This window comes from Marinobacter aromaticivorans (assembly GCF_002806975.1).
GTDB lineage: Bacteria > Pseudomonadota > Gammaproteobacteria > Pseudomonadales > Oleiphilaceae > Marinobacter > Marinobacter aromaticivorans.
The window spans coordinates 37,880-63,722 of record NZ_NIHD01000007.1; the positions used below are offsets into that span (position 1 = coordinate 37,880).

The window sequence follows — 25,843 nt, forward strand, 5'->3', positions numbered from 1 at the left end:
GTGTGGCATTCTCAGTGCAGCGTTGGCGCTTGTGGCGCCGGCTTTTCCGGGGGATTGAATTCCGTGAATACGGCCAGGGCCCCGAGCCGGATGTATTCCGTTATTTCCACCAGTTGCTGTTCACTTTCCTGATCCGACTCCTGATCTTCCGAAACCTGGCTGATGGCCACCATATCTTCGATCAGTTCGCGGATTTCATCTGGCGCCTCCCCCAGAGACTCCCCGGCAGACATGGCCATACCCTCCAGAAAACCCCGCACCCAGGCCACCAGTGCTTCGAGGCGCTGATCGAGCGCATAGTCGTCATCGGGCAACAGAGGGTGAAAGCTCATATCAGCGGACTTCAGAAACACCAGCGTTTGCTCGTAAGCTTCTTTCATAAAGCCAGACAGCTCATCGGATTCTCCGGCTGCGCTTTCAGGCAACCCCATGTGCTCGCATACCATCGCCAGCCACTCATCCTCGTCAATGCGTGAACCGGCCGCTAAACGACCACAAAGAGCTCCGTGAAGTTCGGAAGGATGGCTGAACGCTTTATGGGTGGCGAAAACGTTGGCCCAGCGTTCAAATTCAGCGGCATAGGCCGCACTGGCAGTGTCGGTTTCTGACATGAACCAAGACATTCCTGTGTTGTGGAGTTAGGCGTCTATCCTAGCATTCAGGCGCGTTCAAGACACTCTTGAGACACTCTCAACAAATTCCCAAAGCCGTCGCCCGAGGTAAAGGGGAGCGCCCTGTTGATTTTCACGGGATATAATAAGAATATGTTATAACATATCATTACCCGTTTAAGGACAACCTGATGCCTCTTATAAAACGCCCGGCTTTCGCCATGGTTGCGGTACTTCTCGGTACGCCCGCAATGGCAGCAGACAACCCCGGTTCACATCAGCACGGGCACGCCGAATTGCAACTTGCCTTCAATGGCGATGAAGTTGATTTGCTGCTGATTTCACCCGCAGGAAACATGCTTGGGTTCGAACATCACCCGCGTACGCCGGAGCAAAAACAGGCTGCAGACACCCTGACCGATTGGCTGGAAGAGACTCCGTTGATCAACACACCGGGATCAACCTGCACCGTATACGGCAGCACGGTTCAGCATGAGATTGCAGGTGGCTCCCCTCACGGCGACGACCACGCCAATGAGGGGCAACATGCCGATATTGAAGTCACCCAGATTCTGATTTGCCCCGGGCTGGAAAAGACTGTGGTTCTGACAACGCAACTCACTACTCGCTTTCCCGGCCTGGAACATCTCGACATCGCCTGGGCGGGCCCCGGCGGACAAGGTGCAACCCGCCTGGCCCATGGCGAGAACTCGTTCAGACTCGGGCGCTGAGGCTATTCGTCATAGGCTTCAACCGCTGTCGCGACCATAGAGTAGGAGGAGGTACCCAGATCGGTTTCCGTGCGATCGATAACAAGGGTGCCTTCCACCCAGACCGGATCGTACAGGGCCTCGAGCTTGAACCCCTTGTTGTACTTGATGTGAATGATCTGGTTGGGCGGCGGTGGAGGCACATGGATGCAGGCGCCGTAATAGGGCACCAGGAAAAACTCCAGTATGCGCATGTCTTTGGTTGTTTTGAGGGGCACAACAAAACCAGGGATCCGGCCTTCGATGTTGCTCATTTTGGGAACAACGCGCCCGGTCATGATCTCATCAGGCAGCAAGGGTGGGCCATCGCCCTCATGCTCCAGTTCTGGCATATTTTCCAGCAACGCCAGATCCTCGGCGGGCATCAGTTCCAGCCAGTCGATTTCGCGCTGTTCCCTGTTCAGGTTTGTGCCCGGTTCGGAATGCGCAAAAAAAGACACGCTTGACAGAACAAACAGCAACGCGGGAAAAACTGCCCTGGCAGGGCCGCGTAAAAAGTGGATCATCAGCAAAGTTCTCCGGCAAGCCAACCACCGGCCACACGCCAGCGATTGCAAGCAACATATAATACACGGAGCAGATCAGGACCGACATGAACAACCCGTCAGAACCCCGCGCAAATAGCTCGCAAGGTGCACCCGCGGCGCTTGAAGTAGAAAGCCTCAGCTTTCGCTGGGGCAGCGACCAGCCTGCGCTCGTTTTTCCGGATGTGAGTCTGCCACGGGGGGAACACCTTTTTCTTCATGGCCCGAGCGGCACGGGTAAGAGCACATTCCTCAGCCTGCTGGCGGGCATGCTGCCGCCAGCCACCGGCACAATCCGGTTGCTGGGTACCGGTATCCGCCAGCTTTCCGCATGCAAACGCGACCGCTTCCGGGCGGATCATATCGGAGTGATATTTCAACAGTTCAACCTGGTGCCTTACCTCACAGCCGAGGCCAACGTGATTCTGCCCTGCAGGCTCTCGTCAATCCGCAAAGCCGCTGCGGAGCCAACACCGGTGCTGGCGGCCCGACGCTTGCTCACGGCTCTCGCCATTCCCGAAAGCCAGTGGCAACGCAAGGTCACCCAACTGAGCATTGGCCAGCAACAACGCATTGCTGCTGCAAGGGCACTGATCGGCGCCCCGGAAATTATCCTCGCAGACGAGCCTACATCGGCGCTTGACAGTGATAACCGTGACCGGTTTATCGACCTTCTGCTGACTATGGCTGAAGAACGCCATACGTCCGTTCTGTTCGTCAGCCACGACCGCGCTCTGGCCCGACACTTTCATCATCAGATTGCACTCGGGCAGGTACCGGCATGAAGGCGCGTCTCGCACTGTCCCTGGCAACCGCCAGCCTCTGGCACAGGCGCAAGGTGCTGGCGCTGGTGTGCCTTACCCTCACCCTGAGTGTAACCCTGCTGCTCGGCATCCAGTATCTGCGCACAGAGGTCAAACACTCCTTCACCAGCACCATCAGCGATACTGACCTGATTATCGGGGCCCGCAGCGGTCAGCTCAACCTGTTGCTGTACACGGTATTTCACATTGGCGATGCCACCAACAACATCCGCTGGTCGACCTTTCAGGAGCTAGAGAAAGACAAGCGCATGGACTGGCTGATTCCCATCTCCCTCGGCGACAGCTACAAAGGGTTTCGGGTTATCGGTACTGACAGACGGTTTGGCGAGTATTTCCGTTTTGGCCGTGGCCAGCCTCTGAAACTTGCCCATGGTCAGTGGTTTGACGGAATTTTTGATGTGGTACTGGGTGCAGGTGTTGCCGGAACCCTGAACCATACCATTAACGAGCAGATCATACTGTCCCATGGCGGCGGGCGTACCAGTTTTTCCAACCACAAGGACACCCCGTTCACAGTAACCGGCATTCTTGAAGCCACAGGCACGCCCGTTGACCAGGCCGTCTATATCAGCCTGCAAGGGATGGAGGCCATACACGTGGGCTGGGAGTCCGGCGTTGCCATTCCTGGCCGCACCCTGACGCCGGAACGGGCGCAAGGCCGGGATTTCACGCCAAGCGCGATTACTGCCATTTTCGCCGGGCTGGAACGCAAAATTCTGACGTTCCGTGTGCAGCGCGATCTCAATCAGTACACCGGAGAGCCACTGTCTGCAGTTTTGCCCGGTGTTGCCCTGAGTGAACTGTGGCGGCTGATGAGCCAGTTTGAACGGGCACTGCTCGGCATAACCGGGTTCGTGGTGGTTACCAGCCTGATCGGGCTGATTGCAGTACTGCTCACACTGCAGGCCCAGCGCGCCCACGAAATAGCGATTCTGCGTGCCACGGGGGCCTCACCCGGCCTGATCGCCAGCCTCTACATTCTCGAGTGTGTAGCGCTTGCAGTGATCGCTTGCCTGATCTCGGTCCTGCTGGGAGCCCTCGGAATTTCAGTACTTGGCCCCTGGCTGCTGACGAACTACGGCATTCAGGTGCCATTGCGCCCGCTGAACCCTGGGGAGTGGGCACTGCTGGCATCCGTACCACTGGCTGCCCTGCTGGTAGCCCTGCTGCCCGCGTTCAGCGCCTGGCGCCAGAGCCGCTTACAAGGCTTTGGAAGCCCCGGTGATTCGTGATGCATGTCTCGCGGCAGCGCTGAATAGCAGCCCGCAGATAGTTATGACACGCCTGTAAATTGACCAGTATGGCCCGCACACTTATAGTTAGTCGCAATAACTTCAACCTATGCTGGGCACGTCATGGAACAGTCCGAAGTACAAGCATTAGCGGACAAGCTGGACAAGCTGATCGAACACTGCCAGAAACTCGAGCGGGACAATGCCAATCTCAGGCAGTTGCAGGATGACTGGAACCGGGAACGGGCCCAGCTTATGCAGAAAAATGATCTTGCCAAAAACAAGATCGAAGCCATGATCGGTCGCCTTCGGGCGCTGGAGCACCATTGATGTCCAAGCAATCCACCACCGTTGAGGTGAAAATTCTCGACAAGGAATACCTGGTCGCCTGCCCTGTCGAAGAGCAGGAAGCCCTTATGCGGGCCGCCCGGCATCTGGACAGCAAGATGCGGGAAATCCGCGCCAGCGGGAAGGTATTCGGAACCGAGCGCATCGCGGTTATGGCGGCGTTGAACATGACCCATGAATTGCTCGAGCGGGACACCATGTCCGAAGCCACAAGCACGCTTCTCAAAGCCATGGACAGCAAGTTGGAAAACGCCCTCGGGGAGCCGTCGAACCACTGATTCCGGAGAGATTCCCGGATAGGTGTTGCAATCGGCCCCGGACCTGGCCCTATAATGGAACCACTTCCTGGGCTGTTCGCAAGTCGGATTCGTCCTCGAGCCGATGCGCTTTACCCAGGTGGCTACTCCAGGGCATTGTGAGCATGTCCCCGCAAGGGGAAAGCCTAATATGTCACAGCGGCCACCGACCTTGAACTCTGGGTTCAAGGGCTACATCCGATAACGGCAGCCCGGGAAGCTTTATTTTCAACGAGTTGCCCTGAAAGCTCCAACCTTTTCTTCCGAAAAGTAATCCCAGCAGAGTTGCGTCCCTTTTTCGGCAAACGCGAGATCAAATACAGCTTCCAGACTGCAGACCCGGTAACCGCACGAAGCCGCTATTACCAGATCAGCGCATGCGTTGAGCGACAAATTGCCAACGCGAGAGTGCAACTTTTGGGTGCTGCGGAAATCACCGACCTCCAGCTACAAACGCTGGCGGACGAATGGTATTCCCTCGCGAGGTCAGGTGCCGATTCCACTGATCCAATATCTCCACTCTCTCTGAACCAATTGCCGGGGGGACCAAGAAAGTCACCGTCAGTTCTTAATTTAGATTCCTGCCCTCAAGCCAACAGCTTGAACAAGCTGGAGAAAGCACTGGGTATGGATGCTCGCTCTCTACTCCTACACCACGGCATTGCCCTCAACCACAAGAGTGCGAAGCATCATCAGTTACTCATTTTATTGGCAGAGAAAGCGCTCCTGATCGAAGGGCACGACCCTGTCGAATCTCACCTGCAAAGCGCCGTCGTCGAAAACACAGAAACACCGACACTGAAGGACATTTGGAATCGATTTGAAGCCCTCTACAGCGCCTCAGACAACCCCAAAGACCGAGGCAAGGTGGCAACCTACCGCAGCGACTTCTTGAAGCTCATTCAGCACGCTGGAGACATCCGGCTATCAATGCTGACGCGAGAGCATGCGTTAACGTTTCGAGATGTGCTTCGCGAACTCCCCGATACGACCATCCCAAACTTTGAGCAGCGTTCGAGTCTAAAACCAAAAGAATTTCGCCAGCTGTCACTCGATTTCCAGCGAGACATCGAAAGCGAAGAAAATCTACCCGTCAGAACCGCCAGCGGGGTTAAAGCAGCTCTGAAACGAGTTGCATGCAGCGGTTCTTGCGTTTGCGGATCAAGAACTACAGACGAAATACAACACCTTCAATCCGATGCCTATGGTGCCAAATACCCAAACACAACATCGGGGAGAAGCTTTTGAATACGGCAAGGAAGAAATTGAGACCTTACTGACCTCGGAAAACATCCTCAAGTTGCTGACCATTGATGAAATTTGGGCGATGCTGACTCTTTACTTGACTGGAGCGCGACTAGGGGAAATTGCTCCGATGTTGGGCGAGGACTTGGTTATGGTTCGCGATACGCAGGCTTTGCATATACGTGAAGACCATTCAATGGGTCGTACTGTGAAGAACTATTCCAGCATCCGAAGAGTTCCTGTTCACCCTTATTTGAAAGAACTGGGGTTCACAGAGTACGCCAATAGACCTGCACGAGAACCCCTATTCCCAAGTCTCTGGGACAGAACCGGGAACAAAGCCAACCGATTCAGTCGCAAATTGAAGAAACTTGGACAAGAAAACGGAATAAAACCAACCGTGCGCCCAGCGCACGGCTTTAGGCATCATGTGATTGGACTGTGGCGCGAAGCTGAAAAAAGGCAGGACCTGCAGGGTGCCTATCTCGGCCATGCGAACAACTCCCAACAGTCCAAGTATTCTGATTTCAAAGCATTGGCTAAATCGGCGGAGACAGTATGGCCGCCCCTTCCAGACTAGGAGTTGCTGACTAGATACCTATGGCCGGATGAAGTTATGTCATAAAGCCTGATCAGCTTCAGCCACGAGCCGAAACAAAGATTCGGTACTGTTCACTTTGCCGCTGAACCTTTGCGACGCAGACACTGAACTCTTCTCCCTTAAATTCCTCTGTTTCGGCAAAATGGCTGTTCAGTTCGTAGCTCAGTCGCCCCACGAATGGCTGATTCAGAGCCCTCATAAAGCCCTGTGACGACAAACGATCGACCCACGGAACGACGCCTACCTGCCCTATGGCTGAGTCGAACGAAACGTCTAACTCCAGTTCAATGGGGGCGGATGTCACCTGTCGTCGTTGTCCAAACACAGCATGCTTCGGCTTCACTTCAAGAAATGCTTCCCGGAGCTGTTGAACCATCTCAACGGTTTTTTCTTTCACTAACGGGAAGACTGTACGGGCGACGATCGGAGGAGCGATTTCAAGTACACGATTGTAAGCCCATGCGGTCTGCGACAGCTGCCACTGATGCCACACCGGGGGGGGGGCAGACTAGGCTATCGTCTCTATCGCCGCCACGGATGAGTTGAAGGGCTTTCTGACGACTGTACACGTCCGTCGAACTCCAATCTTGTGCTTGGGCGAGTGTCCCCCATGATGGTCGACTCAACTGCACGAACTTTTTCCACCAATCGCGGATACATCTTTTGATTATCCGCGACGAAGCTGAACACCATTCCCAAAGAAAGATATTCGACAGCCTTCAGTAACTCTCGATTGGCGTCGAACCCAGCGCCCCTAAGGTCTTTGATGAAGATGAAGCGGAGTCCCCGACGAAGCGATGCCTCCAGACCTTTTACGTTCTTCGCAAGGGGATACCTCTGTTTGACGAGCACCAGCGAAGCGACCGCCAGATACGAAGGTACGAACGCAAAATCAACGGCAGCATCGCCGGGCATTGCAGTGTCCTCAGGAATAGCCCAGGACCCATGACCGAAGTGGAGTTCTCGATTGTCTCTTTGATTCTCCACGAGATATCGGGTGAATACTTCGATTTGGGCATCCGTAGGGGAATGCCTGGTGTCTTTGGCACAACGCAGCAGTGTAAGGCGGTGATGAAAGCCTCTGACCGCCTCCTGATAGGCTTTCAGGTCGTATTCGATAAACGGCAGGGATTTTTGGGGGGGGGGGGGATGTCCCATGAAAACGCTCCCAGGGGGGGGGCGCTTAGGCACGAGGTGATGAACTTGGTCAGATGTCAGATTATCGAAATCCAAGTCTTCGGTGATAAAGATCATTTCCGTCTCCTTTTCTTGGTTAAGAATACAGTCGCATTAACTGGTTGCAATACTGTATCAATAACGTCATCGAGTAGGAGCAGTTACCGTGACCTTGGAGGTCTGTCGATTTGTGAAGTGAGGGGCAGGTGAATTCTTGATTAAGAATACAGTATCCTCTTCATCCTAAATGACGGTGAGTGAGGTTCCATGCACGTAAGAATCAAGTTGATCGCGTTGACGATGGGTCATGCTCAACTGCAACTCATGCTTCCATGCGAAGAAACGGGGTTGCCCTCGGAGGACCTAACGAAAGGCAATCCAGACTCGATCGCGTCTGAACTTGCATCTGAACTCTCTGGATACTCGGAAGGAGTTCAGCGTCATGGTTTTCTCTCACCGGATGACACTGATACTGACAGCCTGACGTTGATCTATATTCAACTGGTAACTGAGGAGAAGCTTCAAGGCAATCAGGCTGCAGGCATGGCACTGGTACCCGTCGCCGATGTTGGGAGGGTTCTCAGTACCGTCGAAACCCGAATCGTGAACGAAGTTGTCGGCAGCCTGAAGGCTGATCTCGACCAGGTGATGCAATCCAGACTGAACAAGCGTGGATTGATCCATTTGTTGGGTTTATTGCCGGACATCTTCGATCACAAGGAGCTCGCCGCTGCCTATTACGCGCTTACGGGAGAGAAACCCTCCAGCCCCCTGATGCTCGCCAGGATGATGTTGGATCGGTACACCATGGGTAGCGGTGATCGGCAACGGGAAGTAAAAGGTCGTGACTTGATCGAGGAATACGAACCGGAAGCGCCGGACCTTCTCGGGGAGAAATGGGCGAAGAACAAGGAGCTTTACCGAACCGGGGGACCAAAAGCGAAGCGGCTTTACAAAAAGCAAACTGAAGGTTGATTTCACATTCTCCGGCTTGTAGAAACCGCAGTCTCTCTGTGTCTGAAACTGGCCGATACCGAACAATTATCTCAATGTCTTGGCAGATGCTATGATGCAAGCATCAATGGCGTTGGGCTCGAACGATTGAATCATATGACGTTTATCGATTTGTTTACCGGTTGCGGAGGGCTGTCCTTAGGCTTGCTTAAAGCGGGTCATCAAGGATTATTGGCCGTCGAAAAAAATGAACAAGCGTTCGAGACGCTGAAGTTCAATTTGCTCGGTCAAAGTGACCAGTTCGATGGACATTACGAATGGTTGGAGCACCCGAGCCTGAGTAAAAGTGCTCACGATATCTCCAAGCTGTTGAGCGATCCTAAACTCACTGAGTACCTGAGTGAGTTAGGTGATTGTGGGCACGTTGATTTAGTCGCTGGCGGACCGCCATGCCAGGGTTTTTCCACGGCTGGCAAACGTGAACCAGATGACCCCAGAAATAGTTTGGTATTTGCCTATTTGGACTTTGTGAGCTTGGTTAAGCCCAAATATATCCTAATGGAGAATGTTCGAGGTATCGCACACGCATTCAGTAAAGGTGATGGTGGTGAAGCTGTATCGGAAAAAATTGAGAAGGAGCTTGCTAAGACGGGGTATTTGACTGCTCATTTCATCGAAGACAGCAGTCAGTGGGGGGTGCCGCAGACCCGTCAAAGGTTTGTTCTGATTGGCATTAGGAAAAACTTGTTCGGCACGCTTTTTTCGGGGGAAGGGAGTGACCAAGCAGTTGATGAGCTGATTGCGGCAGGCAAAGCACTTAGACCTCGACTTGAACATGGTTTGGAGTGTTTCGCTACGAGATTTCGTGCATCGCTCGGCCTAAAGCAAGACTCTTTGGTCAGTGTAAAAGAAGCAATTGGCGACCTGAAAACAATGGATGCATTTGGCGCAAGGGACAAGAAATCCGCGTCGGACTCCACTGTGAGCGGCTTTCAGCAGATTGCGAACTCCGCCCCTATGAAGGGCATCGATAGAAACTACCAAAGACTGATGTCCGATGGCTGGAACAAGGATTTACCAAATGGTGGGCTTCGCCTTCCGAAGCATAGCAAACCTGTAGTTGACAGGTTCAGTCGAATTTTAGATGACGTAGACAATCCGGATTTCCAGAATCAGTATCTCCTCTCTCGGAGGAAGACGCTCCCAATCAAGTATCGAGAGGAGAGGCTGAACAGCAAGAAACACACATTGACGGTACTGCATCCAGATAAGCCGTCAGTCACTGTTACGACGCTCCCCGATGACATCCTTCACTACGACGAACCACGAATCCTAACGGTTCGAGAATTGGCTCGCTTGCAGTCATTTCCAGATTGGTTCAGATTTGAAGGACCTTACACGACTGGCGGCAGTCTCAGGAAATCTACGTGTCCAAAGTATACGCAGGTGGGAAACGCCGTCCCACCGCTAATGGCGGAGGGCTTGGGTTGTTTCTTTCGTGATGAGATAAAAAATATCGTCGATTCGTTTGTTCGAGATACGAAAGCTGCCTCAACTGCGGCCTAGGTACACTATTTAGCGCAAGTAGATGAGGGGCATCTCTTGGTGAGGGGGCAGTGCTCACATCTTGGGTCCGCAGGCATACAGATTTGTGCCGCAACGTCTAGCATACCCCAGTTGAGTGACAGAGGTGAGACCTCCGATTCTTGCAATACTCGCCTGGCGATTATGTTAAGGAAAGGGTCGTCACGAATATCAACAAGTCCACGAGGACCGAAGAAACGCTCCAAAAGCCGAGCCATGCTGCCGTCAAGCAGTGGTTCCGGGCGATTCTCTCGATAAAGGAGAACCGCATTAACGATGTAAGGTCCCAGCCCTGGGAGCGTTCCAAGTTCCTCGGGACTCTCGGGCAACGCGCCACCTCTGCTCTTTATCGCTATCGCAAGTTTTCGGAGTGTTGCTGCTCGCCGCTGCCATAGACCGAAAGGCTCAAGGGCTTTTTGAAGGTTGGCTGATTTACTGCGGGCAATGGTCAGCCAATCCGGATAGAGCTCAAAAAAAATCCCGATAAATCGATCCACAGTCTCAGCTCGCGTTCTCTGCAAGAGAAGCTCAGTTACGACTACCCGATACAGCGGATAGTCATTCTTACGCCAACTGAAGTTTCGGCCATTTTTGGAGAACCACTCCATGATCTGAAAAACAAACCAGGAGATAGTATTACTAGATATAGCAAGGGCTCGATTTTCGGCTTGTTTGCGCCGTGGACTGTACTTCTTTGTTCCCATTGCCTTATCCCCGCCCCGCCAGAGCCCTTACGGATGAGGTTTAGATCGTAGAGACTAACTCTTCAATTAACGCACCCCCGTCGGCTACCTGCTCTACATGGTGCCAAAGTTCGTCGCGATCCATAGTGTCGACCATTTGCAACCTTGTCAGGAGAAGCTTGCCTTCTTCATTAACGCCGAGAGCGACCCCTTGCTCCGTAACTAATTTTAGTACCTGAAGGCGAGTGTTTGCCTTGCTCAAGACTCCGTGTTTCAGTGACGTTTCGTATTGAACGTGCACCTCGTTTAGCTGGTGATTGCTCATAGAGTTGAATATTTTTAGCGTGACTACAATCGGCTTTGACTGAACATACTTTCTCACAGCTATGTCGCCAGAGTGCTCGTCTCTGAACGGCTCAATTGAGAACGTCCGTAGCGTCGATACTACTAGCTGTTCCTCAGGGCTAATATCTCTAGTGGTTGCTCCAATTTCTTTTCCGTTGACTGCTAAGTCATATGTTACGCGAAGATCTTCATTTCCTTTTCTGGTGCTAAGTTCGATTACGGCTTTTGATGCAAAGCAGCAATCCAGAATTGCTGATGCCCAGGAGCTTTTTTGGGTGCCGAAGGAGCTAAAAAAGTCACTAGTGAGCTGGCTAAAGCGGCTGCGTAATGAGAAAAAATACTTGGCAATTGCTTCTACCTGATCTGAAAACCGGAACCTATTTCTTAGTTCAGAAAATTCGCTTGCGGTCTTGGCCATTAATGAAACGTAGAACCCGAATTGAAACGCCTTTTCTAGACTTTTTTCATCTAGTTGTGGATGAGGTTCCATCCCCATGAAAACGCTTGAAATTTTCTCAAGAAAAGAAATTGTCTTCTTTACTTCGATACTATCGTCTGGAATGGAATGCAATTTTCCTTGAAGCAGGTCAACGACCTCCATTTGGTCGGAGCGAGCATCAATGCTATCCAACCTGCAAAGCTCCCAATACTCACGTAACAGGAGATTGAGTCCTTTTGGCGGTAGCTTAACGCCAAGGTGCGATGCCAGCTCAGATATAGCCACATCTACGTCATTTCGTGTCGATAGAATTGGGATTTCCTGTCGTGAATTTCCTTTTAAATGATTGTGGAGTGCGTAGGTGAAAGCTATAATTGATTTCCCATCGTTAATTAGCCTTCCTTTCGAGCAAGTATCATCTATATCTATCTTTTTATTCTCAATCAGTTCTACCTCACCTCCCATATCATTCGAGGCTAATTCGTTGCATTCCATAAGGGAATTGCTAACAGATACGGGAAGGTTTTCTATGTCCAAATCGCTCATGTAATGGTATTTCGATATGAACTCGTTTAATGCCTCTTCAGATGAAAAGTGAATTCTTTTAATTTCATTTATGGATAGCGCGGATTTGACTCTAAATAGTTGAACTTTTTTGCTGCCCAACTTGCATGGAAGAGAATAAGCCCGACCTTTAAGCTCCACCTCACAGCAAATAGGGAGTGGAGAGTCCTCTATGTTCTTGACCACAACAGTGTTCGGCCAAAGCCTGGTGTGGATATCATTATATTGGACTTTGCTTGTGGAGACGCCAATGAATCCTGAGCTCAAAAACTCCACTAGCCCAATTTCTGTAATGGGGATGTAGAAGTTGTTCATAATATTTTTCCACTTAGGCTGTAGTCATTAAATCTTGTTCGACCCTATGGCATCCGATCTCTTTTATCAATCGAACTATATTCTGCTTATCGAGACCATCAATGTATTCTTTGACGCCTTGCTTTAAAACCCTGTGTTTTTTCGAGCCTTCAATTAAGCTGGATAATAGTAGCGGTGCGTCCTCCCCGAGCGACAGAATTTCATCTGCTAATGTATCTGCTCTGATCTGGTCAGCCATTTCCTCTGTTTCTGACCACCGAACATGTTTGAGCTTCTCACGCAGCTCTGCTTTCCATTCAGTGTTGGCATTGTATCCACAGAGCCTGGATTCGGGCGAGGGGAGCAACCGAGTTATTTGGGGCAACGAGTCGCCAAAGCACACGATGTCAAAGAATAATGTGTTTCTGGCTCGCGATGAAACAACGTACATATCCTTGATTAATTCTTGGGCACTTGCGTCGAATGCTCGACTATCTCTATGCATATTCACGATAAAGACGGCATCAAATTCAAGCCCTTTTGAACTTTTGTTGTGAAGTACAGTGATAGAGGGTGGTGCGCCGAATTTTAAGTATTTGGCATCGTGATGAATGCTTTCTTTGGCGGGGCCGTTCACGTACATCTGGACGGTATGCTTTGATTTTTTTTCTTCTTTGGCTTTATTTAGCTCTGCATATATATTCTTTACATCTCCCTTTTTTCCAAATGACAGGACGCCAACTTCGATCTGACCATTATTTATGACAAAATTTGTTATATGTTCGGCAACCGCAGCGTGGTCTGAAAGCATTATTACTTGTGGCTTCATTCCTCCACGGTCTGGAGCTTTTGCAGCGGTCCTACCTGTTAATTGGTAGAATGTTGCAAACTCTGATATCTCCCGCGTATTTCGGTAGTTTTTAAAGAGTCGCCAGTATCTTTTGTTTCGAATCCCAACATCTAATGTTTGTCGAATTTCCTGTAAGGTAGAGTTGTGCTCAGTAATCGTTTGATTTTCATCGGCAAAAACGGTAAGCGTAGGGCGAGAAGATTCTTCCAATAATGGATGGTCGATCAAGTCCATAAAAGCTTCGTACATGGAAACCGGAAAATCCTGACCTTCATCTATTATCAGGTGACCCCAGCATAGTCTGTGTAATATTGAAACATCCGTTGTTTCCCGAATGGTTTTGCCAATCGCATGCCAGTTGATGTCGAACTTACTACTATATGGGGCGCGCTTCTTGAAGGCGTGCCGGAACCAATGGTCGACCCATTTATGCAAGTTACAAATGGTTATGTCATGCTCAATGGCAACGCTATCCGCATACTTGGAAAGCACGTTATTGAACATTAGCAAGGTGACGGGCTTTCCTCCTTTGGATAGTCTAAGAGCGCGATGAAAAGCCACCACGGTCTTTCCTGTTCCGGGAGGTCCCGTAACCAATACCGCCCGGTTTGCAGGCGATTCAGTGTAAATTCCGCGTTGATCCGAATCTAGTTCAGCAAACGTTGGCATCCTCACGCGCTGCCTCCTCCACAAAACTTAGAAAGCCTAAAGGCTCACCAAACTTTTCGCCCATCCCTGACAGAAGTAAACGGTTGAGCCCAGCATTCTGGTGACCGCAACTGGTTTCGGACACAAGGGCACAACAATGGCAGGCTGCCTGGTTGACGCCTTGGAACCCCGATTCCTTAGTTTCGCGACACACAGGGTCTGCGGAACACCAGCTAGTCAGGTTGCTTAGATTTCTCACAAGATGAAATTGAATTTCGGGACGAGCCTGATCTACAAGGCCGCCTAGCGTGCCCTCAGTGTCTGTGTCTGTCGTGTAAATGAGTATCCCTGCTCGTTTTTCGTCGGGGACACAGAAAATTCGTTCCCTTAGGGCTGAAGAGGAGTATCCCGAGCGGAAAGTTAGGTCGCGGATTAAAATGTGGGCGACAGTATGGGCAAGTATGAATATGGGGTCCTCTACAACGCCAATCTTTACTCTTTCCTGAAGTTTCTCTAATGCATTGAGTTGCTTTGTGAGGGCTTGCCTGACTTGCTGGCCCGATTTCTCCAACCAGGTAGTTAATGTGTTTTGATTAAATTCAAAATATATACCTTCCCCGAAAGCCTCAATGGCGGGTACCCAATTCTGATTTCCGCCAAGATCAGGCGATAGTTCCGTTTTTCCTTCTCCTCGGACGAAGCCTTTGAATGCCCTTACTTCTCGGAGACGCTTTACCTGACCAATTCTCGAGAATACCCGACTCAGAATTGGGTCAGCGTCCTCAGAGCAATCGTTAAAGAAAACTTTGAAGTTTGGTTGTTCAATGTCCTTTCCTTGCGCGAGAAGAGCATACTCTGCGTCCAGAAGTTCTAGCTGAGCATCTTCTGCTTCCTCGAGTTCGGGAGCTGCCGTTGTAAGCTCATTTAATAGGAACTGAAAACCGTATTCGATCAGTTCATCCTCGTCGTCCGAAAATATTTCTGCAATGTTAGCCAATTGATCCTGAATATCTTCCGATTTCTGTATCACTTTAGTTTGGAGAATCTGTCGAGTGCCCTGAGATCGCTCTATAAGTTTTTGACACTTTTTTTCTATCGCAGCTCTTGCCTCAGGACTGATTTCACTTTTGAGTTGCGAGTGAACTCCTTCTTCAATATCTAGAGCGGAGAGAACCAAAGAGCGGTGGATAGAAGAGCTCCCACGAGGTTCGATCTTCATTTGTGCTTTGCAAGCCTCTCGATCCTCGAACCTTTGCCAAGGCTGCCTGCCGTAACAAGACTGGCCATAACCTTCCACGACATTCGGCTTAGCGACCTGACGCTGGATATCGGACAAATCCTTTTCTAGCCCACATTTGTCGCATTTGACTTTCATTTCTAGGAAGTCACCACCCGCACGCCCCCCAGAAGTAAACTTGAGAGAGTCTTTATCTTTGCATTGACCATTTTCTGCCGCGCTAGCTTTTTGGTGGACCCACTCCCACCAATTAATTTCGGTAAGGTGCCCATTGCTGCAGTATGCTACAAAGCGCATGGGTATCATTTCTGGTTTGTGTTTGCACTCGGCATTTTTGCAACGTGGGCAAGCTCCATCTTCGTTTTCATAGTCCTCTTTTTTTGAAATCTTCCTCATCCGATTGCACGCCGGGCAGTAATACCAACGAGGGAAGCGTTCGACTGGAACAGCTTCCTCTTCATTTGCGTTTCCCGAGAAAGTTCGGAGGCTTTTTCCTTGAATAAGCCGAGATAGACGGGCGCACTCGATTCTTTCTCTGGCATCCCAATAGGTCGTATCTTTGACAACAAAGGTCTCACCATTAGCATCAACGATCGCGCCAACTCCGAAGGTTTGGATTAGTTGGGCTCTTCTGATTTCACCTTTCATGTTGTTACCTAAATTTCATGGGGATTGATACATCGACCGATCTCATTGATCGCATGGTGGGGAATCCAGAGGAATGCTTCCCAGAAAAATCACTCATCAGGGAATGGTCTCCCCGACTTTTCGAGTAATAGACAAGGTCAGTGAAGTCTTCGGCGAGATGATGCCAATGACATATCACTTGCTCATAAAGGCGCAAAATAGTCTCTCTTTCATGAGATTGGTGCAAAGGATCGGGGTACGCGGCTAACAATCTGTCTTTTAATAGGTCGAGTATTTTTTTCGTCTCTGGCTCTTCAAAGGAGTTCACTCTGGGGTGGTTGTTTAAGCTCTTTATGGAGTGCCTCAGAGAAATAATAATTGCCGCGTGCAAGGCGCGCTCGAGAGCCTGTTCACTGCCAGGCGTCACACTTGTTGGTTCGACAAGCCGGTAGAGTGTTTCGTGGTAAGCTCTGAAATGCTCATAGTGACTTCTGTCTCTCGGTTTTGAGGGTGAGTAAAGGGTCAAAACCAAACCTGGACCTCTCTTGGATGGAGCTCGCCCAACCCTTGAAGAAGCTTGAATATATTCTGCCGTAGTTTTAGGTTGTCCGTTGATCATCATTGCACCGAGCCGGTCAATATCCACACCGACGGAAATCATATTTGTCGCGGGAATAAAGTCTCTGACCGGCGTATCGCGATTATCTGACAGTGGTATTAGAAGATTTCCTCGTGTTTCAGAGATGCTCTTCACGCCTTGACTACTAACTTCCTCCTTGCGAAGTTCTTTGACCTTGGTTTCGTCCAACCCTTGAATTGCCCGATATACGCGCATTCTTGAAAGAATTTCGTCGTTCGTAGACGCATTGATAAGCCCGAGCTCTCTTTTACTATTGCAGTAACAGACCAGAGACCACAGGAAATCGATTTCTGTTGCACTCAAAGAATTTGACTCACAGACTCCTCGAACTGCTTGAAGCATCGCCGCAGCAGTCCAGTGGGCTGCAGAGGTAGAGTTCAAGCCTTGGGCCATGATTCCCATATACAGGCGTGAGCTATGGAGGTCTCGGTCTTCCTTGGAAAAGAAGGAATCAGCGGAAGAGATTCCTCGAGGTGGAAATATTGCGGAGCTTCTGCCCAAGAGGCGTTGTATTTGGGTGTCAGAATCCCGGACGGTTGCGCTCGATGCAATATACTTCGGTCCACGCTCCCCAAACCCCAATGCGCGATTCTGGAACCTGATGATGGCGTCGAACGCGCCCTCGTAAACCGCTGCTATGGTGCCGAGTGGACCTGATATGAGATGCAGTTCGTCTTGAATGATCAGGCTCGGAGGAGCCTGCTTCCCATCTCCTCCTTTAAAGATACTTCCTTCCCGTTTGCCAAAGGCAAAATTAGCGAATTTGTCGACCGTGCCGAGGAGAAAACTGGGCGGCGTCTCAAAAATATCCTCATCGACAGTTTTGATGGGAAGTCCTGTTGAATTCGAAAACAAACAGCCGTCATTTGTGCAATGGACGTGAACTTGGTTTTCAACGATGAAATAACCCAACTGGGAGAAGTCTGGCTCTCCATTCTCATCAAACTTTGGTTCGCTAGGTAGTAGAGACGTGCCGCAGTTCGGACAGTAGTCGAGTTGGAAAAGATGATCCTCGGCGGGATTGTTCTGAAGTTTAGAGATTGCTTGTTCGGCGTCACTGATTTTGTTGTAAGAAACCGAGCCGCCAGCGTACAACCCCAAAGAAAACGGAGCCCCTCCAAGCTTGTATTCGCCAGACTGACGCAACTTCTCCAGTGCACAAATCAAAGAGCCTGTTCGTGCGAATTGGTCAGCCGTCAGGAAACGAAGAGTGTATCTTGTAATCACCCCCGTCCCGCTTCCTATATCTGGATCAGCGAATCGATGCCGTCGCCGAATTAGCTCGTAGGCTGCCAATAACAGATAAGCTTCGGTTTTACCGCCACCCGTAGAGAACCAGATCAAATCTACAGTGCTGGCATCCTCTTCCTCTGGATGTTCGAGGTCAAACATTGTCAGTAGAAAGAATGCCAACTGGAATGGGCGCCAGCTGTTGGGAAGCTGGTCTGGAGTCGTGTTGTCGCCCGGGTGTATTGCCTCGTCGGCAGGAATCGGCCAGCTTTTTCCTTCGCTGCTTCTTGCTGACCGTAACGTGTTGATCCTATCGTTCTGATCCATCTGTATTAGCATTGCGGCGTTTGCAAGTTGGAATGCTTGCCAACAGTCTTCCCGCTGCTCCAGGAGATCAACGCTACGGTGCATCCTATCGAAACACTTCGACATCTCAGATATTAGGTGATCTCGTGACCTTTCATACCTCGGTGGAACCGAAATTGCCTTTTGGAGCTCGATCCACTCGCCATAGAAATTGATGAATGCTTTGAGCTTTGAAACTGCATCATTTTTTGAGGTGTCAGACGAGGCGAGGTAACCAAGCCGAAGAACTTCAGATGAATCGAATGCTCGTCCATCGTCCAGCTGAAGGCTATCGAATATTGGTCTGTAGACGCGTGCAGATGGTGCGTAGTCAATACTCACAGAGTCGGCTAGCTTTCCATTGCTCTCCCAAGAAACGGATGCTCCGTGACCAACAGCAAAAACAGAGTTCTGCGAATACTGGAGTGCAAGTACTTCCTCCTCTAAATCATCGATGTTGGAGCTAACGTCTTCGTAGGGCAGAATGCCTCCTTCTGCCCTGCAAGAAAGAGTGACTTGATAAACGCGCTTCTCGATATTTTTTGTCGCTTCAACGTTTTCTTTGTCTGTCGTCTTATGAGCGTTCAACAGAGCAACAGTAATAATCTCGGTGCTAGGACTAAAATTTGATTCTCTTCGGGCAACCCTGATTTCGCCAGCGCCCCCGAGCACTTCGAATCTCTGGCTTTCGTCCGTGTTTACCTTCAATTGGCTATTAGGTAGCTGATGCCTCTGCCATTTTTGAGGTGACTTTTCTTTTAGTTCATAGTGTCCGCCTCCAGCCCGAACGAATACATCTGAGCCTTTACGAACACAAAAAGAGATGGCAACTGACGACGGAAGCATCTCGTTTGCCAGTGAGAGAGGGTTCTCAGAATCTGCAGAGAACTCATCGCCACCTCCAGTGTCTGCAGACTCAGGAGTCTCTTCTTGTTGTAGTTGCCCGCGCGTTGAGCCGACCGGATAAAGAATTCCAGCCAGATAACGGAGGGAGAGACGACCAGATACCTTTTCATCGGGACCATCATAAGGTCCAATCAGCAGGCTCTTGATCTCTTCAGAGACACGATCTCGTATATCAGCTCGGTTCATTGATTCGATTCCTGCAACCGCATGGCTTGCTTCATTAATGAATCTTTGTTTTTGGTCATGACGAAACATATTGCTCGTGCTCGTGACACGCTTTTGTAGAGATAGTCTTTTAGATCAGAGTCTTCTATCTGCTGAGGAACCCAGGCATACACAACTTCTGACTCAAGCCCTTTAAAACTCTCCGAATCGCTTACCAGAAGGTTTGCATTCAGGGCTTCCTTACCGAAAGTGCTTGAATTGAACTCGCCAGCAAAACCTTCTGGGTAGATAATTACCGTAGACTCTGTCGGTGAATCACCAAGAACTGGGTTCGAAGCTACTTGCTCAAGCAAGCTAGAGAACCTGTGCTCGTTTTCGATGAGGACCTCAGGCCCGGCTCCGGCCATTACGGTCTCACCCATTCGGGCGTGACAGATGGCTTCCAGCCACCGAACGACATTCGGGGTATTCCTGACATTGCGCTTCAGCGGAAAGATCGAATTGTTTCCCGTCAGGCCCTTGATGAACTCGAAGACCTCTTCAGACATGTGAAGCTTCGCGCCGAGTTGATTTTGGAAGTCGCCAAACCAACGCCAGCGCGAGCTTTCCATCCCACCTCGTAGTTTCTTGTCGAGCTCATGAAGGGTTTGCTCGTCACATAAATCTTGTCCTTCGTCCACATAGAGAATGTCGAATCGATTATCTTCGACGTTTGCTAAATCCTCGGGTCCCAGTATGCAAACATCTACATCTTTGAGGAGCTGTTGGAGCTTTGAACGCAGCTTCTCCGGGCGTGTGAGAATCAGAACCGCCTTCCCGGCAAGAACGTCTTTTCTAACTAGGTGAATGAGCACGAAAGTCTTTCCTGTACCCGCGCCACCATCGATTAGCAGACGGTCAAAGCTTTCCAGAGTATCGAGGAGTCTGTATTGCTCTTCCGTCAGCTCATGTTGAGACTTTAAGAGGAAGTTCCTTGCCCCGGCGGGATAGGATTGCTCCAGACTTGGTCTTAATTTGTTAGCAATGAACTCAACCTCTTGCTTGGAAAGTCCTGGGCTTTGGGCTCGTCGTTTTGTTGGCGTGAGGTGGTAGTCCTTTGTCTCTTCGAGCCGTTTCATAAGCCCATCGGCCGTGAACTCTTGGTCTCCTAAAACGACTTCTCGAGGTAGTTCAGGGCAGTTTAGCGTTTGCAGGCTCGACTCGTCATTTTGGAACAGCGCCACCATAAAGGCGCAGTCGACGCGTCCTCTAAGCTCCGGAAAATATTTGAAAAGCCAATTGTCGCGCCAGTAAAGAGTAGCGTCTTTCGCTTGGACATATGGCGACTTCTTTTTCGTATAGGCAATATTCATGTTGGATTTATGGACTCGCCAATCGCCCTCTCGGCTCGACAAAAAGCCGGTTTTGACCTCAACTCCGTAAATACAGGTTTGCGTTAAGATTAGAAAGTCTATCTCGTACCAGCTTTGTTTCTTATCTCCCCTTAGATTCTGGCTATGCAGCGCAATACTCTTTTCGGGGAAGTGCACTTTTTGCAGAATCTCAAAGAAACGATGCTCTGCCTGATTCCCAGGCTTCTGACCGTCCCAAATGTAAGAAGGAATGATCTTCATAAAAGTAGTTGCCTATCCATCTTCAGGGGAGCACATCTGCTCTGACGTGCGTGGAGTTTGGTATCAATTACAATCTAATGTTGGCGATAGGAGGACTGCTCGCCTTTACGGGAAATCCTTTGAAGCTTGAGAAGGCGATTGCCAGGGGGCGCCAGGATGGGGTAACCCTGTGGGCACATCGATTTGAGAGGATGTGATACGTTGAGAGCGAATACTGCTTTTCCATGCGAAGTGCTCTATTCAAGAGATACCAGTTATTGCATTTAATACAATAGGCTACATCAATTTGATAGTGTAGAGCTTAGAGTAGTTTGCTTATAAGATTTTTGCAATATTCCAAGTATTGGGCAGTCTTGAGGTAAGTTCTGCTCAATGTATGAAGGGAGCGGAGCAAAGAATAGGCAAGCAACTAGCCTCTTTCAAGCCCCTCATGCAAACGACAGAAATGAAATGATAACTTAAATAAAAATAAGTAGTGACCGATCTGGCTTAAGCTAAAAGAACGCTTTTCTTCGGCTGGCGGCAGCAGGTCCACTGGGATCGAGTGCAAATCGTCTAACAAAGCAATTGAGTCCTGAGCTAGCCCAGCACCCATTGGCAAAAATACAATGTTTGTCACCCGCTGAGCTCGAATCTCTTGAAATTTTGATTCGATTTTCGCGGCACCAACTCCGGCCGACTGCAAGAAGCTTTCAAACACTGACAAAGCGATGATAGGAGCGAAAGTTACTTTCGATGGGAGGTCTCTGCGATTTTCGGGTGCAATATCACATGTGTTGGACAGGATGATTCCTGAAACCGATGCTTGCTCCATACTTCGAATCTCGACTATCGGGAGAGAATCAGCTCCATCACCCTGAATCCACTGACTTTCATCAGTTTCAGAGAACAATGCTACATTCCTGCCTTCGAGAAAGCTTTTTAACTCTTTGAGGAAACCCTCCGCACGATCATCGATCAAGTACGGAGGAACCTGCCTAGCTAAATCTTCCGCTGAAAAAGCCATAAGTTAAGAACGGGTATACATGTCCCAAAGGTTCTTATGAAGAACCTCCTCAAACTCGGCTCCCAGAGTTGTCTGTTCTGAAGCAAACCTATCAAATAACTTCTTTACCTCACCCTCAAACTGCCGACCAGCATCTACGGATGATAGGTAATCAGTATTTGCGGCATAGGTACCATCTGAAATATCGACATACGGAACCTGAGGCAAAGCGTCATAAAACTCCTGCTCAGTTTCCATGGCAGCCGCTCCAGAAGCCCCTCCCATCAATGCACCTGCGATTATCACCGGGGCAAAGCTAGGCGTCCGACTGGTCAATTCCATAGAGTATCCATTACTCATAAGAGGGCTCCAAATATTCAATGGTTTCGCTTTTCAAACACTCAAAAAACATCGCCTTGTTTTCGGCGTGAAGATTATCGAGCATATCCGGGAGCGATTCACTTAACCGTTCCCAATTTTCGAACCGTACCGGCGAAAGAGAATCAACATCTACGATTGCTCCCTTACGCTCACTCGAAGAATCGCGGGCGCGCACACCTGCTGGAGCTCCAATCGCTACAACGTGAAGAGCATGGTCACCAGGAATTTCCATGCGAAGATTGAAGCTTTCGTTCTTCAACTTATGCTTGCCAATTTCAACACTTACGTTCAGCCGATTAAGCTGCTCACCCACAGAACTGCCCGGGATTAAATCAACGTATTTAAGAGCGATTCTTTCAACCGATACTGCAACCTCTGATTCCTTTATTACAGCCACAACGTCCATGATTTTCTGCCTAAACTCTGACCATCCACGGTACGGAATCTTGCATGCCACCCCAACGCTGTGATCACTAATTATCAGGACGTAGTTATCCCAATGGATTCTTAGCAAAGGCTGGTAACGCATTCCGTGTTCGCGTCGTCTCACTTCCGCTGGCATATCGTAAAGCGGCAAACGCTCGATCGCCTTTTCTCCGCCCTTAAGACCAAGTTGCTTCATGAACATCCCGGGAAGCACCACTGACGCCATGGTTGAGGGAAGAAACCTCATTTCGAAAACCACGTCTACCAGCGGCTCCTTGCCAAGCTTAGAAGGCAGCTTCGATACAGACATAATACGTTGGGGCTTCCTTAGGCGATGAGATTCGAATTTGGTTCCATTAAACGTCAATCTAGTACTTCCGATACGCTTATACCAGTTTTACCGTTGGAACCCATCAAAAGGGCTTCGTAGTATACGGGTCCTTGCATAATTAGGCCAATTGCCCCGCATGGCATTTCAGTTCGAACATATAACCATTGCGCGAATTGGCATCGAATGGGACACTGGAGTGGTACAATCACAATCTCATAAAATCCGTAAGTATTTGTTTTTTTGCGCCACTAATCGGTCGTTCTGAACTCTGGGTTCAAGGGCTACATCCGATAACGGCAGCCCGGGAAGCTTTATTTTGAGCCAGTACACCGACTCACTCTCTTCTGAACCCGTTTTGACCTCCTTGTCCCGTAATGAACTGCGCAAAGAATTGCGTCAGCGCAGGCGCAGGCTCACGCCCCGGGAGCAGGAACAGGCCTCTGCTTCACTTGCCCTGAATCTGGCCAGGAATCCGGATTTACACCGGGCCAGACACATCGCCATCTACCTGCCCAACGACGGAGAGATTGATCCGCACCCCTACATGGCCATGGCCCGTCCCAGGGGCGTTCAGTTTTATCTTCCCGTGCTGCATCCGGTTTACCCGGGCAAGCTGGTTTTCAGCCCCTACTACGACGGTGTGGAGCTGACCGCCAATCGCTTTGGCATTCCCGAACCCGCGTTCAGCAAGGGGCTCAGGCGACCCGCCTGGGCGCTGGATGCCGTGTTGTTTCCACTGGTGGGCTTTGACAAATACGGTGGGCGACTTGGCATGGGAGGGGGATTCTACGATCGCACGTTCGCATTCAGCCGGCTGCGCCCTGGACTGGCGCCGAAGCTGATTGGCCTGGCCCATGATTTCCAGAAAGTAGGGAGGCTAGCTGTCGAACCCTGGGATGTGCCACTTCATAGCGTGGTGACGGACAGACAGGTTTACCGGGTAAAACAGGGCGCAGGGCCGCCGGAGGGTTAGCGGGTCCTGCTCGCGTAGGCGGAATCTGCCGCAAACGAGCTGCTCGTCAGGGCTGATGGCCTGTCTTCCGAAGCCTGAAGCGAAGTAAATCCGGTAACCACCAGGCCAACCGCGAAAATCAATACTATTGCGCGGATAATATCAGGCTTGCCACCCATGTCGCGTATTCCTGTTCCCAATTACCAAGTGAATTCTTACCAAGTGAAATCTGCGAGAAATCAGCCAAATAGTCCTGACTTCAAGAATTTGAGAAAAGACTAACACGCATTCCGAGTTTTACAATTTTTGACAGATTAAAATTCAGTAAGAAAACCAGCGGACGAGCGGCCCGGATCATCAGCAAACCTTGCCGTTACCTGCCCCCAGGAACAGCTGGTAGGCCTCATTATCGGTCATGTTTTCATAACGGAAGCCTACCTTCTCCAGCATCGCCTCAAAGTCTTTTACTTCATCGTCCTCTACCTGGGCCCCCAGCAGTACACGGCTGTATGCCGCACCGTGATTGCGGTAGTGGAACATGGAAATATTCCAGCGTGTCCCAAGAGACATCAAGAACTTTAACAAGGCTCCCGGGCGCTCGGGGAACTCGAACTGGAACACCTTCTCGTTGGTTATGGTAGGTGCGTGGCCGCCAACCATGTGACGAATGTGCTGCTTGGCCAGATCACTGTCAGTAAGATCGACAACCGCGTAGCCATTTTCGCGCAGGTCCTGTACCAGTTCATCCCGGCCAAGGCCGCCGGCCTGGATCTGGATGCCCACGAAGATGGTGGCCGAGATGGCATCTGCGTAACGGTAATTGAATTCGGTGATACTGCGCTTGTGCAGAGCGTTGATAAACGTCTTGAACGCCCCCGGCTTCTCGGGAATAGTGACCGCGAGGATGGCCTCGCGCTTTTCACCGATTTCCGTACGCTCGGAAATGTAGCGCAGGCGATCGAAGTTCATATTGGCGCCGCTCAGGGTGGCGATCAGGTTTTCATTCTCTATCTTTTCCCGCTCCACGTATTTCTTGATACCGGCCACACCCAGTGCACCTGCGGGCTCGGAAATCGAGCGCGTATCTTCGAAGATGTCCTTGATAGCCGCACAGATCTCGTCCGTAGAGACGGTGATCACCTCGTCCACGTGGTCCTTGCAGATCTCCCAGGGGTGTTTGCCGATCTGTTTTACCGCTACGCCGTCGGCAAAAATACCCACTTCGTCCAGAACCACCCGCTTGCCAGCCTTCATGGCAGCCTGAAGACAGTTGGAATCTTCCGGCTCCACACCAATCACTTTGATTTCAGGCCGTAAATACTTTATGTACGCGGCCATACCGGCAATCAGACCGCCGCCACCCACACAGATAAATACCGCATGAATGGGCCTGCTGAACTGCCACAGCATCTCCATGGCAACCGTACCCTGCCCGGCTATGACATCCGGGTCATCATAAGGCGGTATGTAGGTGTAACCATGCTTTTTGATCAGTTCGTGGGCATGAGCAGCAGCCTCATCGAAAGCATCGCCTTTGAGCACTACTCGCGCGCCATGATCCCGCACCGAACGCACTTTGATTTCCGGCGTTGTTTGCGGCATCACGATGACGGCTTTGATCCCCAGATTTTTAGCCGCAAGCGCCACACCCTGTGCGTGGTTGCCGGCGGAGGCGCAGATAACACCCTTGGCTTTCTGCTCTTCTGACAACTGCGCAATCCGGTTGTAAGCGCCGCGAATCTTGAAGGAAAACACCGGCTGAAGGTCTTCCCGCTTGAGCATAATGTTGTTGCCAAAGCGCTTGGACAGGCTGCGGGCTTCAGTGAGCGGTGTTTCGATGGCCACGTCATAGACGCGCGCATCGAGAATCTTCTTGATGTAGCGTTGCGGCATGTTGGTTCCGGTTGCTGATGGATGGTTGAGGAAAACCTACAGTGTAGAAAGTTTGCACGGCAGTCGTCTATAAGCGGGCGCCTCTTAAGCGTTATAATGGCCCTGAACTCATACGATTTTCATC

The 25,843-nt window shown here is 50.5% G+C and carries 24 protein-coding genes, 1 other RNA gene and 1 pseudogene; 11 read left to right on the forward strand and 15 right to left on the reverse strand.

Translation table 11 applies throughout. From position 1 onward, the window contains the following. Positions 1-11 precede the first annotated feature (11 nt). Positions 12-611 carry a UPF0149 family protein gene (locus tag CDH48_RS11425; RefSeq protein ID WP_100688876.1) on the reverse strand — a complete coding sequence of 200 codons (600 nt, stop codon included), beginning with the start codon at positions 609-611 and terminating at the stop codon, positions 12-14. A 191-nt stretch (positions 612-802) separates the two neighbouring features. On the opposite strand from CDH48_RS11425, the gene CDH48_RS11430 reads away from it, so the two are divergent. After that, positions 803-1,342, forward strand: a complete 540-nt coding sequence (locus tag CDH48_RS11430) for a ZrgA family zinc uptake protein (RefSeq protein WP_100688877.1) — start codon at positions 803-805, stop codon at positions 1,340-1,342. Between the two features lie 2 nt (positions 1,343-1,344). On the opposite strand, the gene CDH48_RS11435 is transcribed toward CDH48_RS11430, so the two are convergent. After that, positions 1,345-1,887, reverse strand: coding sequence for a DUF3299 domain-containing protein (locus tag CDH48_RS11435; RefSeq protein ID WP_100688878.1), 543 nt, complete (start codon positions 1,885-1,887; stop codon positions 1,345-1,347). 86 nt (positions 1,888-1,973) lie between these two features. On the opposite strand from CDH48_RS11435, the gene CDH48_RS11440 reads away from it, so the two are divergent. From CDH48_RS11440 to CDH48_RS11470, 7 genes and pseudogenes are all read left to right on the forward strand, one after another. Continuing rightward, positions 1,974-2,690 (forward strand): ABC transporter ATP-binding protein, encoded by a 717-nt coding sequence (locus CDH48_RS11440; protein WP_100688879.1) that lies wholly within the window; start codon positions 1,974-1,976, stop codon positions 2,688-2,690. Continuing rightward, entirely contained in the window at positions 2,687-3,961 is a 1,275-nt protein-coding gene (locus tag CDH48_RS11445; RefSeq protein ID WP_100688880.1) for an ABC transporter permease, read from the forward strand. Before CDH48_RS11440 ends, CDH48_RS11445 begins: the two co-directional genes overlap by 4 nt. Before the next feature lie 123 nt (positions 3,962-4,084). Continuing rightward, positions 4,085-4,291 carry a TIGR02449 family protein gene (locus CDH48_RS11450; protein ID WP_100688881.1) on the forward strand — a complete coding sequence of 69 codons (207 nt, stop codon included), beginning with the start codon at positions 4,085-4,087 and terminating at the stop codon, positions 4,289-4,291. Then, entirely contained in the window at positions 4,291-4,587 is a 297-nt protein-coding gene (locus CDH48_RS11455; protein WP_100688882.1) for a cell division protein ZapA, read from the forward strand. Before CDH48_RS11450 ends, CDH48_RS11455 begins: the two co-directional genes overlap by 1 nt. 61 nt (positions 4,588-4,648) lie before the next feature. Continuing rightward, positions 4,649-4,828: non-coding RNA, 6S RNA (gene ssrS, locus CDH48_RS11460), on the forward strand. 38 nt (positions 4,829-4,866) lie between these two features. Continuing rightward, positions 4,867-5,853, forward strand: a pseudogene (locus CDH48_RS11465) (DUF6538 domain-containing protein); the annotation flags it as partial. Beyond that, a complete protein-coding gene (locus CDH48_RS11470; RefSeq protein ID WP_157807820.1) occupies positions 5,810-6,430 on the forward strand; it encodes a tyrosine-type recombinase/integrase in 621 nt (206 codons plus the stop codon). The pseudogene CDH48_RS11465 and the gene CDH48_RS11470, both read left to right, overlap by 44 nt. Before the next feature lie 58 nt (positions 6,431-6,488). Here CDH48_RS11470 and CDH48_RS11475 read toward each other — a convergent pair whose 3' ends face one another. Together CDH48_RS11475 and CDH48_RS11480 are read right to left on the reverse strand one after the other, a co-directional pair. Next, positions 6,489-6,848 (reverse strand): hypothetical protein, encoded by a 360-nt coding sequence (locus CDH48_RS11475; protein ID WP_157807821.1) that lies wholly within the window; start codon positions 6,846-6,848, stop codon positions 6,489-6,491. A 125-nt stretch (positions 6,849-6,973) separates the two neighbouring features. Further along, positions 6,974-7,705 (reverse strand): hypothetical protein, encoded by a 732-nt coding sequence (locus CDH48_RS11480; RefSeq protein ID WP_100688886.1) that lies wholly within the window; start codon positions 7,703-7,705, stop codon positions 6,974-6,976. Between the two features lie 189 nt (positions 7,706-7,894). On the opposite strand from CDH48_RS11480, the gene CDH48_RS11485 reads away from it, so the two are divergent. Continuing rightward, a complete protein-coding gene (locus CDH48_RS11485; protein ID WP_100688887.1) occupies positions 7,895-8,602 on the forward strand; it encodes a hypothetical protein in 708 nt (235 codons plus the stop codon). Between the two features lie 135 nt (positions 8,603-8,737). Then, positions 8,738-10,147 (forward strand): DNA cytosine methyltransferase, encoded by a 1,410-nt coding sequence (locus CDH48_RS11490; RefSeq protein WP_100688888.1) that lies wholly within the window; start codon positions 8,738-8,740, stop codon positions 10,145-10,147. A 5-nt stretch (positions 10,148-10,152) separates the two neighbouring features. On the opposite strand, the gene CDH48_RS19715 is transcribed toward CDH48_RS11490, so the two are convergent. The 9 genes from CDH48_RS19715 to CDH48_RS11535 all read right to left on the reverse strand — a co-directional run bounded on the left by CDH48_RS19715 (position 10,153) and on the right by CDH48_RS11535 (position 22,853). Then, a complete protein-coding gene (locus CDH48_RS19715) occupies positions 10,153-10,869 on the reverse strand; it encodes an HhH-GPD family protein (protein WP_100688889.1) in 717 nt (238 codons plus the stop codon). A 40-nt stretch (positions 10,870-10,909) separates the two neighbouring features. Then, the gene (locus tag CDH48_RS11500; RefSeq protein WP_100688890.1) at positions 10,910-12,511 is read right to left on the reverse strand and encodes a hypothetical protein; all 1,602 of its coding nucleotides are present in this window, start codon (positions 12,509-12,511) and stop codon (positions 10,910-10,912) included. 13 nt (positions 12,512-12,524) lie between these two features. Continuing rightward, the gene (locus CDH48_RS11505) at positions 12,525-14,009 is read right to left on the reverse strand and encodes a DNA/RNA helicase domain-containing protein (RefSeq protein WP_157807822.1); all 1,485 of its coding nucleotides are present in this window, start codon (positions 14,007-14,009) and stop codon (positions 12,525-12,527) included. Next, positions 13,993-15,873: a DrmB family protein gene (gene drmB, locus CDH48_RS11510; RefSeq protein WP_100688892.1), complete on the reverse strand. Its 1,881-nt coding sequence runs from the start codon at positions 15,871-15,873 to the stop codon at positions 13,993-13,995. Before drmB ends, CDH48_RS11505 begins: the two co-directional genes overlap by 17 nt. Before the next feature lie 4 nt (positions 15,874-15,877). Further along, positions 15,878-19,228: a helicase-related protein gene (locus tag CDH48_RS11515; RefSeq protein ID WP_100688893.1), complete on the reverse strand. Its 3,351-nt coding sequence runs from the start codon at positions 19,226-19,228 to the stop codon at positions 15,878-15,880. Further along, complete coding sequence (locus CDH48_RS11520) at positions 19,156-20,751, reverse strand: nuclease-related domain-containing DEAD/DEAH box helicase (protein ID WP_100688894.1); 1,596 nt, start codon at positions 20,749-20,751, stop codon at positions 19,156-19,158. The genes CDH48_RS11515 and CDH48_RS11520 overlap by 73 nt, the downstream gene beginning before the upstream one ends. Before the next feature lie 409 nt (positions 20,752-21,160). Next, a complete protein-coding gene (locus CDH48_RS11525; protein WP_157807823.1) occupies positions 21,161-21,712 on the reverse strand; it encodes a hypothetical protein in 552 nt (183 codons plus the stop codon). Between the two features lie 48 nt (positions 21,713-21,760). After that, positions 21,761-22,078 (reverse strand): hypothetical protein, encoded by a 318-nt coding sequence (locus CDH48_RS11530; RefSeq protein ID WP_100688896.1) that lies wholly within the window; start codon positions 22,076-22,078, stop codon positions 21,761-21,763. Positions 22,079-22,088: 10 nt separating this feature from the next. Next, the gene (locus CDH48_RS11535) at positions 22,089-22,853 is read right to left on the reverse strand and encodes a TIGR04255 family protein (protein WP_100688897.1); all 765 of its coding nucleotides are present in this window, start codon (positions 22,851-22,853) and stop codon (positions 22,089-22,091) included. Positions 22,854-23,190: 337 nt separating this feature from the next. Here CDH48_RS11535 and CDH48_RS11540 point away from each other — a divergent pair, with 337 nt between their 5' ends. Then, positions 23,191-23,847 carry a 5-formyltetrahydrofolate cyclo-ligase gene (locus CDH48_RS11540; RefSeq protein WP_227521060.1) on the forward strand — a complete coding sequence of 219 codons (657 nt, stop codon included), beginning with the start codon at positions 23,191-23,193 and terminating at the stop codon, positions 23,845-23,847. On the opposite strand, the gene CDH48_RS19215 is transcribed toward CDH48_RS11540, so the two are convergent. Both CDH48_RS19215 and ilvA read right to left on the reverse strand, forming a co-directional pair. Next, a complete protein-coding gene (locus tag CDH48_RS19215; RefSeq protein ID WP_188437584.1) occupies positions 23,844-24,005 on the reverse strand; it encodes a hypothetical protein in 162 nt (53 codons plus the stop codon). The genes CDH48_RS11540 and CDH48_RS19215 overlap by 4 nt on opposite strands. Before the next feature lie 178 nt (positions 24,006-24,183). Further along, the gene (gene ilvA, locus CDH48_RS11545; RefSeq protein WP_100688899.1) at positions 24,184-25,719 is read right to left on the reverse strand and encodes a threonine ammonia-lyase, biosynthetic; all 1,536 of its coding nucleotides are present in this window, start codon (positions 25,717-25,719) and stop codon (positions 24,184-24,186) included. Positions 25,720-25,843: the final 124 nt, after the last annotated feature.

What these genes read in the sequence shown, in the direction of transcription:
- CDH48_RS11430 (WP_100688877.1), top strand. Translation starts at nt 803, where the DNA reads ATGCCTCTTATAAAACGCCCGGCTTTCGCCATGGTTGCGGTACTTCTC.
- CDH48_RS11450 (WP_100688881.1), top strand. Translation starts at nt 4,085, where the DNA reads ATGGAACAGTCCGAAGTACAAGCATTAGCGGACAAGCTGGACAAGCTG.
- CDH48_RS19215 (WP_188437584.1), bottom strand. Translation starts at nt 24,005, where the DNA reads ATGGGTGGCAAGCCTGATATTATCCGCGCAATAGTATTGATTTTCGCG.
- CDH48_RS11425 (WP_100688876.1), bottom strand. Translation starts at nt 611, where the DNA reads ATGTCAGAAACCGACACTGCCAGTGCGGCCTATGCCGCTGAATTTGAA.
- CDH48_RS11485 (WP_100688887.1), top strand. Translation starts at nt 7,895, where the DNA reads ATGCACGTAAGAATCAAGTTGATCGCGTTGACGATGGGTCATGCTCAA.
- CDH48_RS11435 (WP_100688878.1), bottom strand. Translation starts at nt 1,887, where the DNA reads ATGATCCACTTTTTACGCGGCCCTGCCAGGGCAGTTTTTCCCGCGTTG.
- CDH48_RS11455 (WP_100688882.1), top strand. Translation starts at nt 4,291, where the DNA reads ATGTCCAAGCAATCCACCACCGTTGAGGTGAAAATTCTCGACAAGGAA.
- CDH48_RS11535 (WP_100688897.1), bottom strand. Translation starts at nt 22,853, where the DNA reads ATGTCTGTATCGAAGCTGCCTTCTAAGCTTGGCAAGGAGCCGCTGGTA.
- CDH48_RS11490 (WP_100688888.1), top strand. Translation starts at nt 8,738, where the DNA reads ATGACGTTTATCGATTTGTTTACCGGTTGCGGAGGGCTGTCCTTAGGC.
- CDH48_RS11445 (WP_100688880.1), top strand. Translation starts at nt 2,687, where the DNA reads ATGAAGGCGCGTCTCGCACTGTCCCTGGCAACCGCCAGCCTCTGGCAC.
- CDH48_RS11480 (WP_100688886.1), bottom strand. Translation starts at nt 7,705, where the DNA reads ATGATCTTTATCACCGAAGACTTGGATTTCGATAATCTGACATCTGAC.
- CDH48_RS11440 (WP_100688879.1), top strand. Translation starts at nt 1,974, where the DNA reads ATGAACAACCCGTCAGAACCCCGCGCAAATAGCTCGCAAGGTGCACCC.
- CDH48_RS11530 (WP_100688896.1), bottom strand. Translation starts at nt 22,078, where the DNA reads ATGGAATTGACCAGTCGGACGCCTAGCTTTGCCCCGGTGATAATCGCA.
- CDH48_RS11515 (WP_100688893.1), bottom strand. Translation starts at nt 19,228, where the DNA reads ATGTTTCGTCATGACCAAAAACAAAGATTCATTAATGAAGCAAGCCAT.
- CDH48_RS11500 (WP_100688890.1), bottom strand. Translation starts at nt 12,511, where the DNA reads ATGAACAACTTCTACATCCCCATTACAGAAATTGGGCTAGTGGAGTTT.
- CDH48_RS19715 (WP_100688889.1), bottom strand. Translation starts at nt 10,869, where the DNA reads ATGGGAACAAAGAAGTACAGTCCACGGCGCAAACAAGCCGAAAATCGA.
- CDH48_RS11520 (WP_100688894.1), bottom strand. Translation starts at nt 20,751, where the DNA reads ATGAAGATCATTCCTTCTTACATTTGGGACGGTCAGAAGCCTGGGAAT.
- ilvA (WP_100688899.1), bottom strand. Translation starts at nt 25,719, where the DNA reads ATGCCGCAACGCTACATCAAGAAGATTCTCGATGCGCGCGTCTATGAC.
- CDH48_RS11470 (WP_157807820.1), top strand. Translation starts at nt 5,810, where the DNA reads ATGGTGCCAAATACCCAAACACAACATCGGGGAGAAGCTTTTGAATAC.
- drmB (WP_100688892.1), bottom strand. Translation starts at nt 15,873, where the DNA reads ATGAAAGGTGAAATCAGAAGAGCCCAACTAATCCAAACCTTCGGAGTT.
- CDH48_RS11505 (WP_157807822.1), bottom strand. Translation starts at nt 14,009, where the DNA reads ATGCCAACGTTTGCTGAACTAGATTCGGATCAACGCGGAATTTACACT.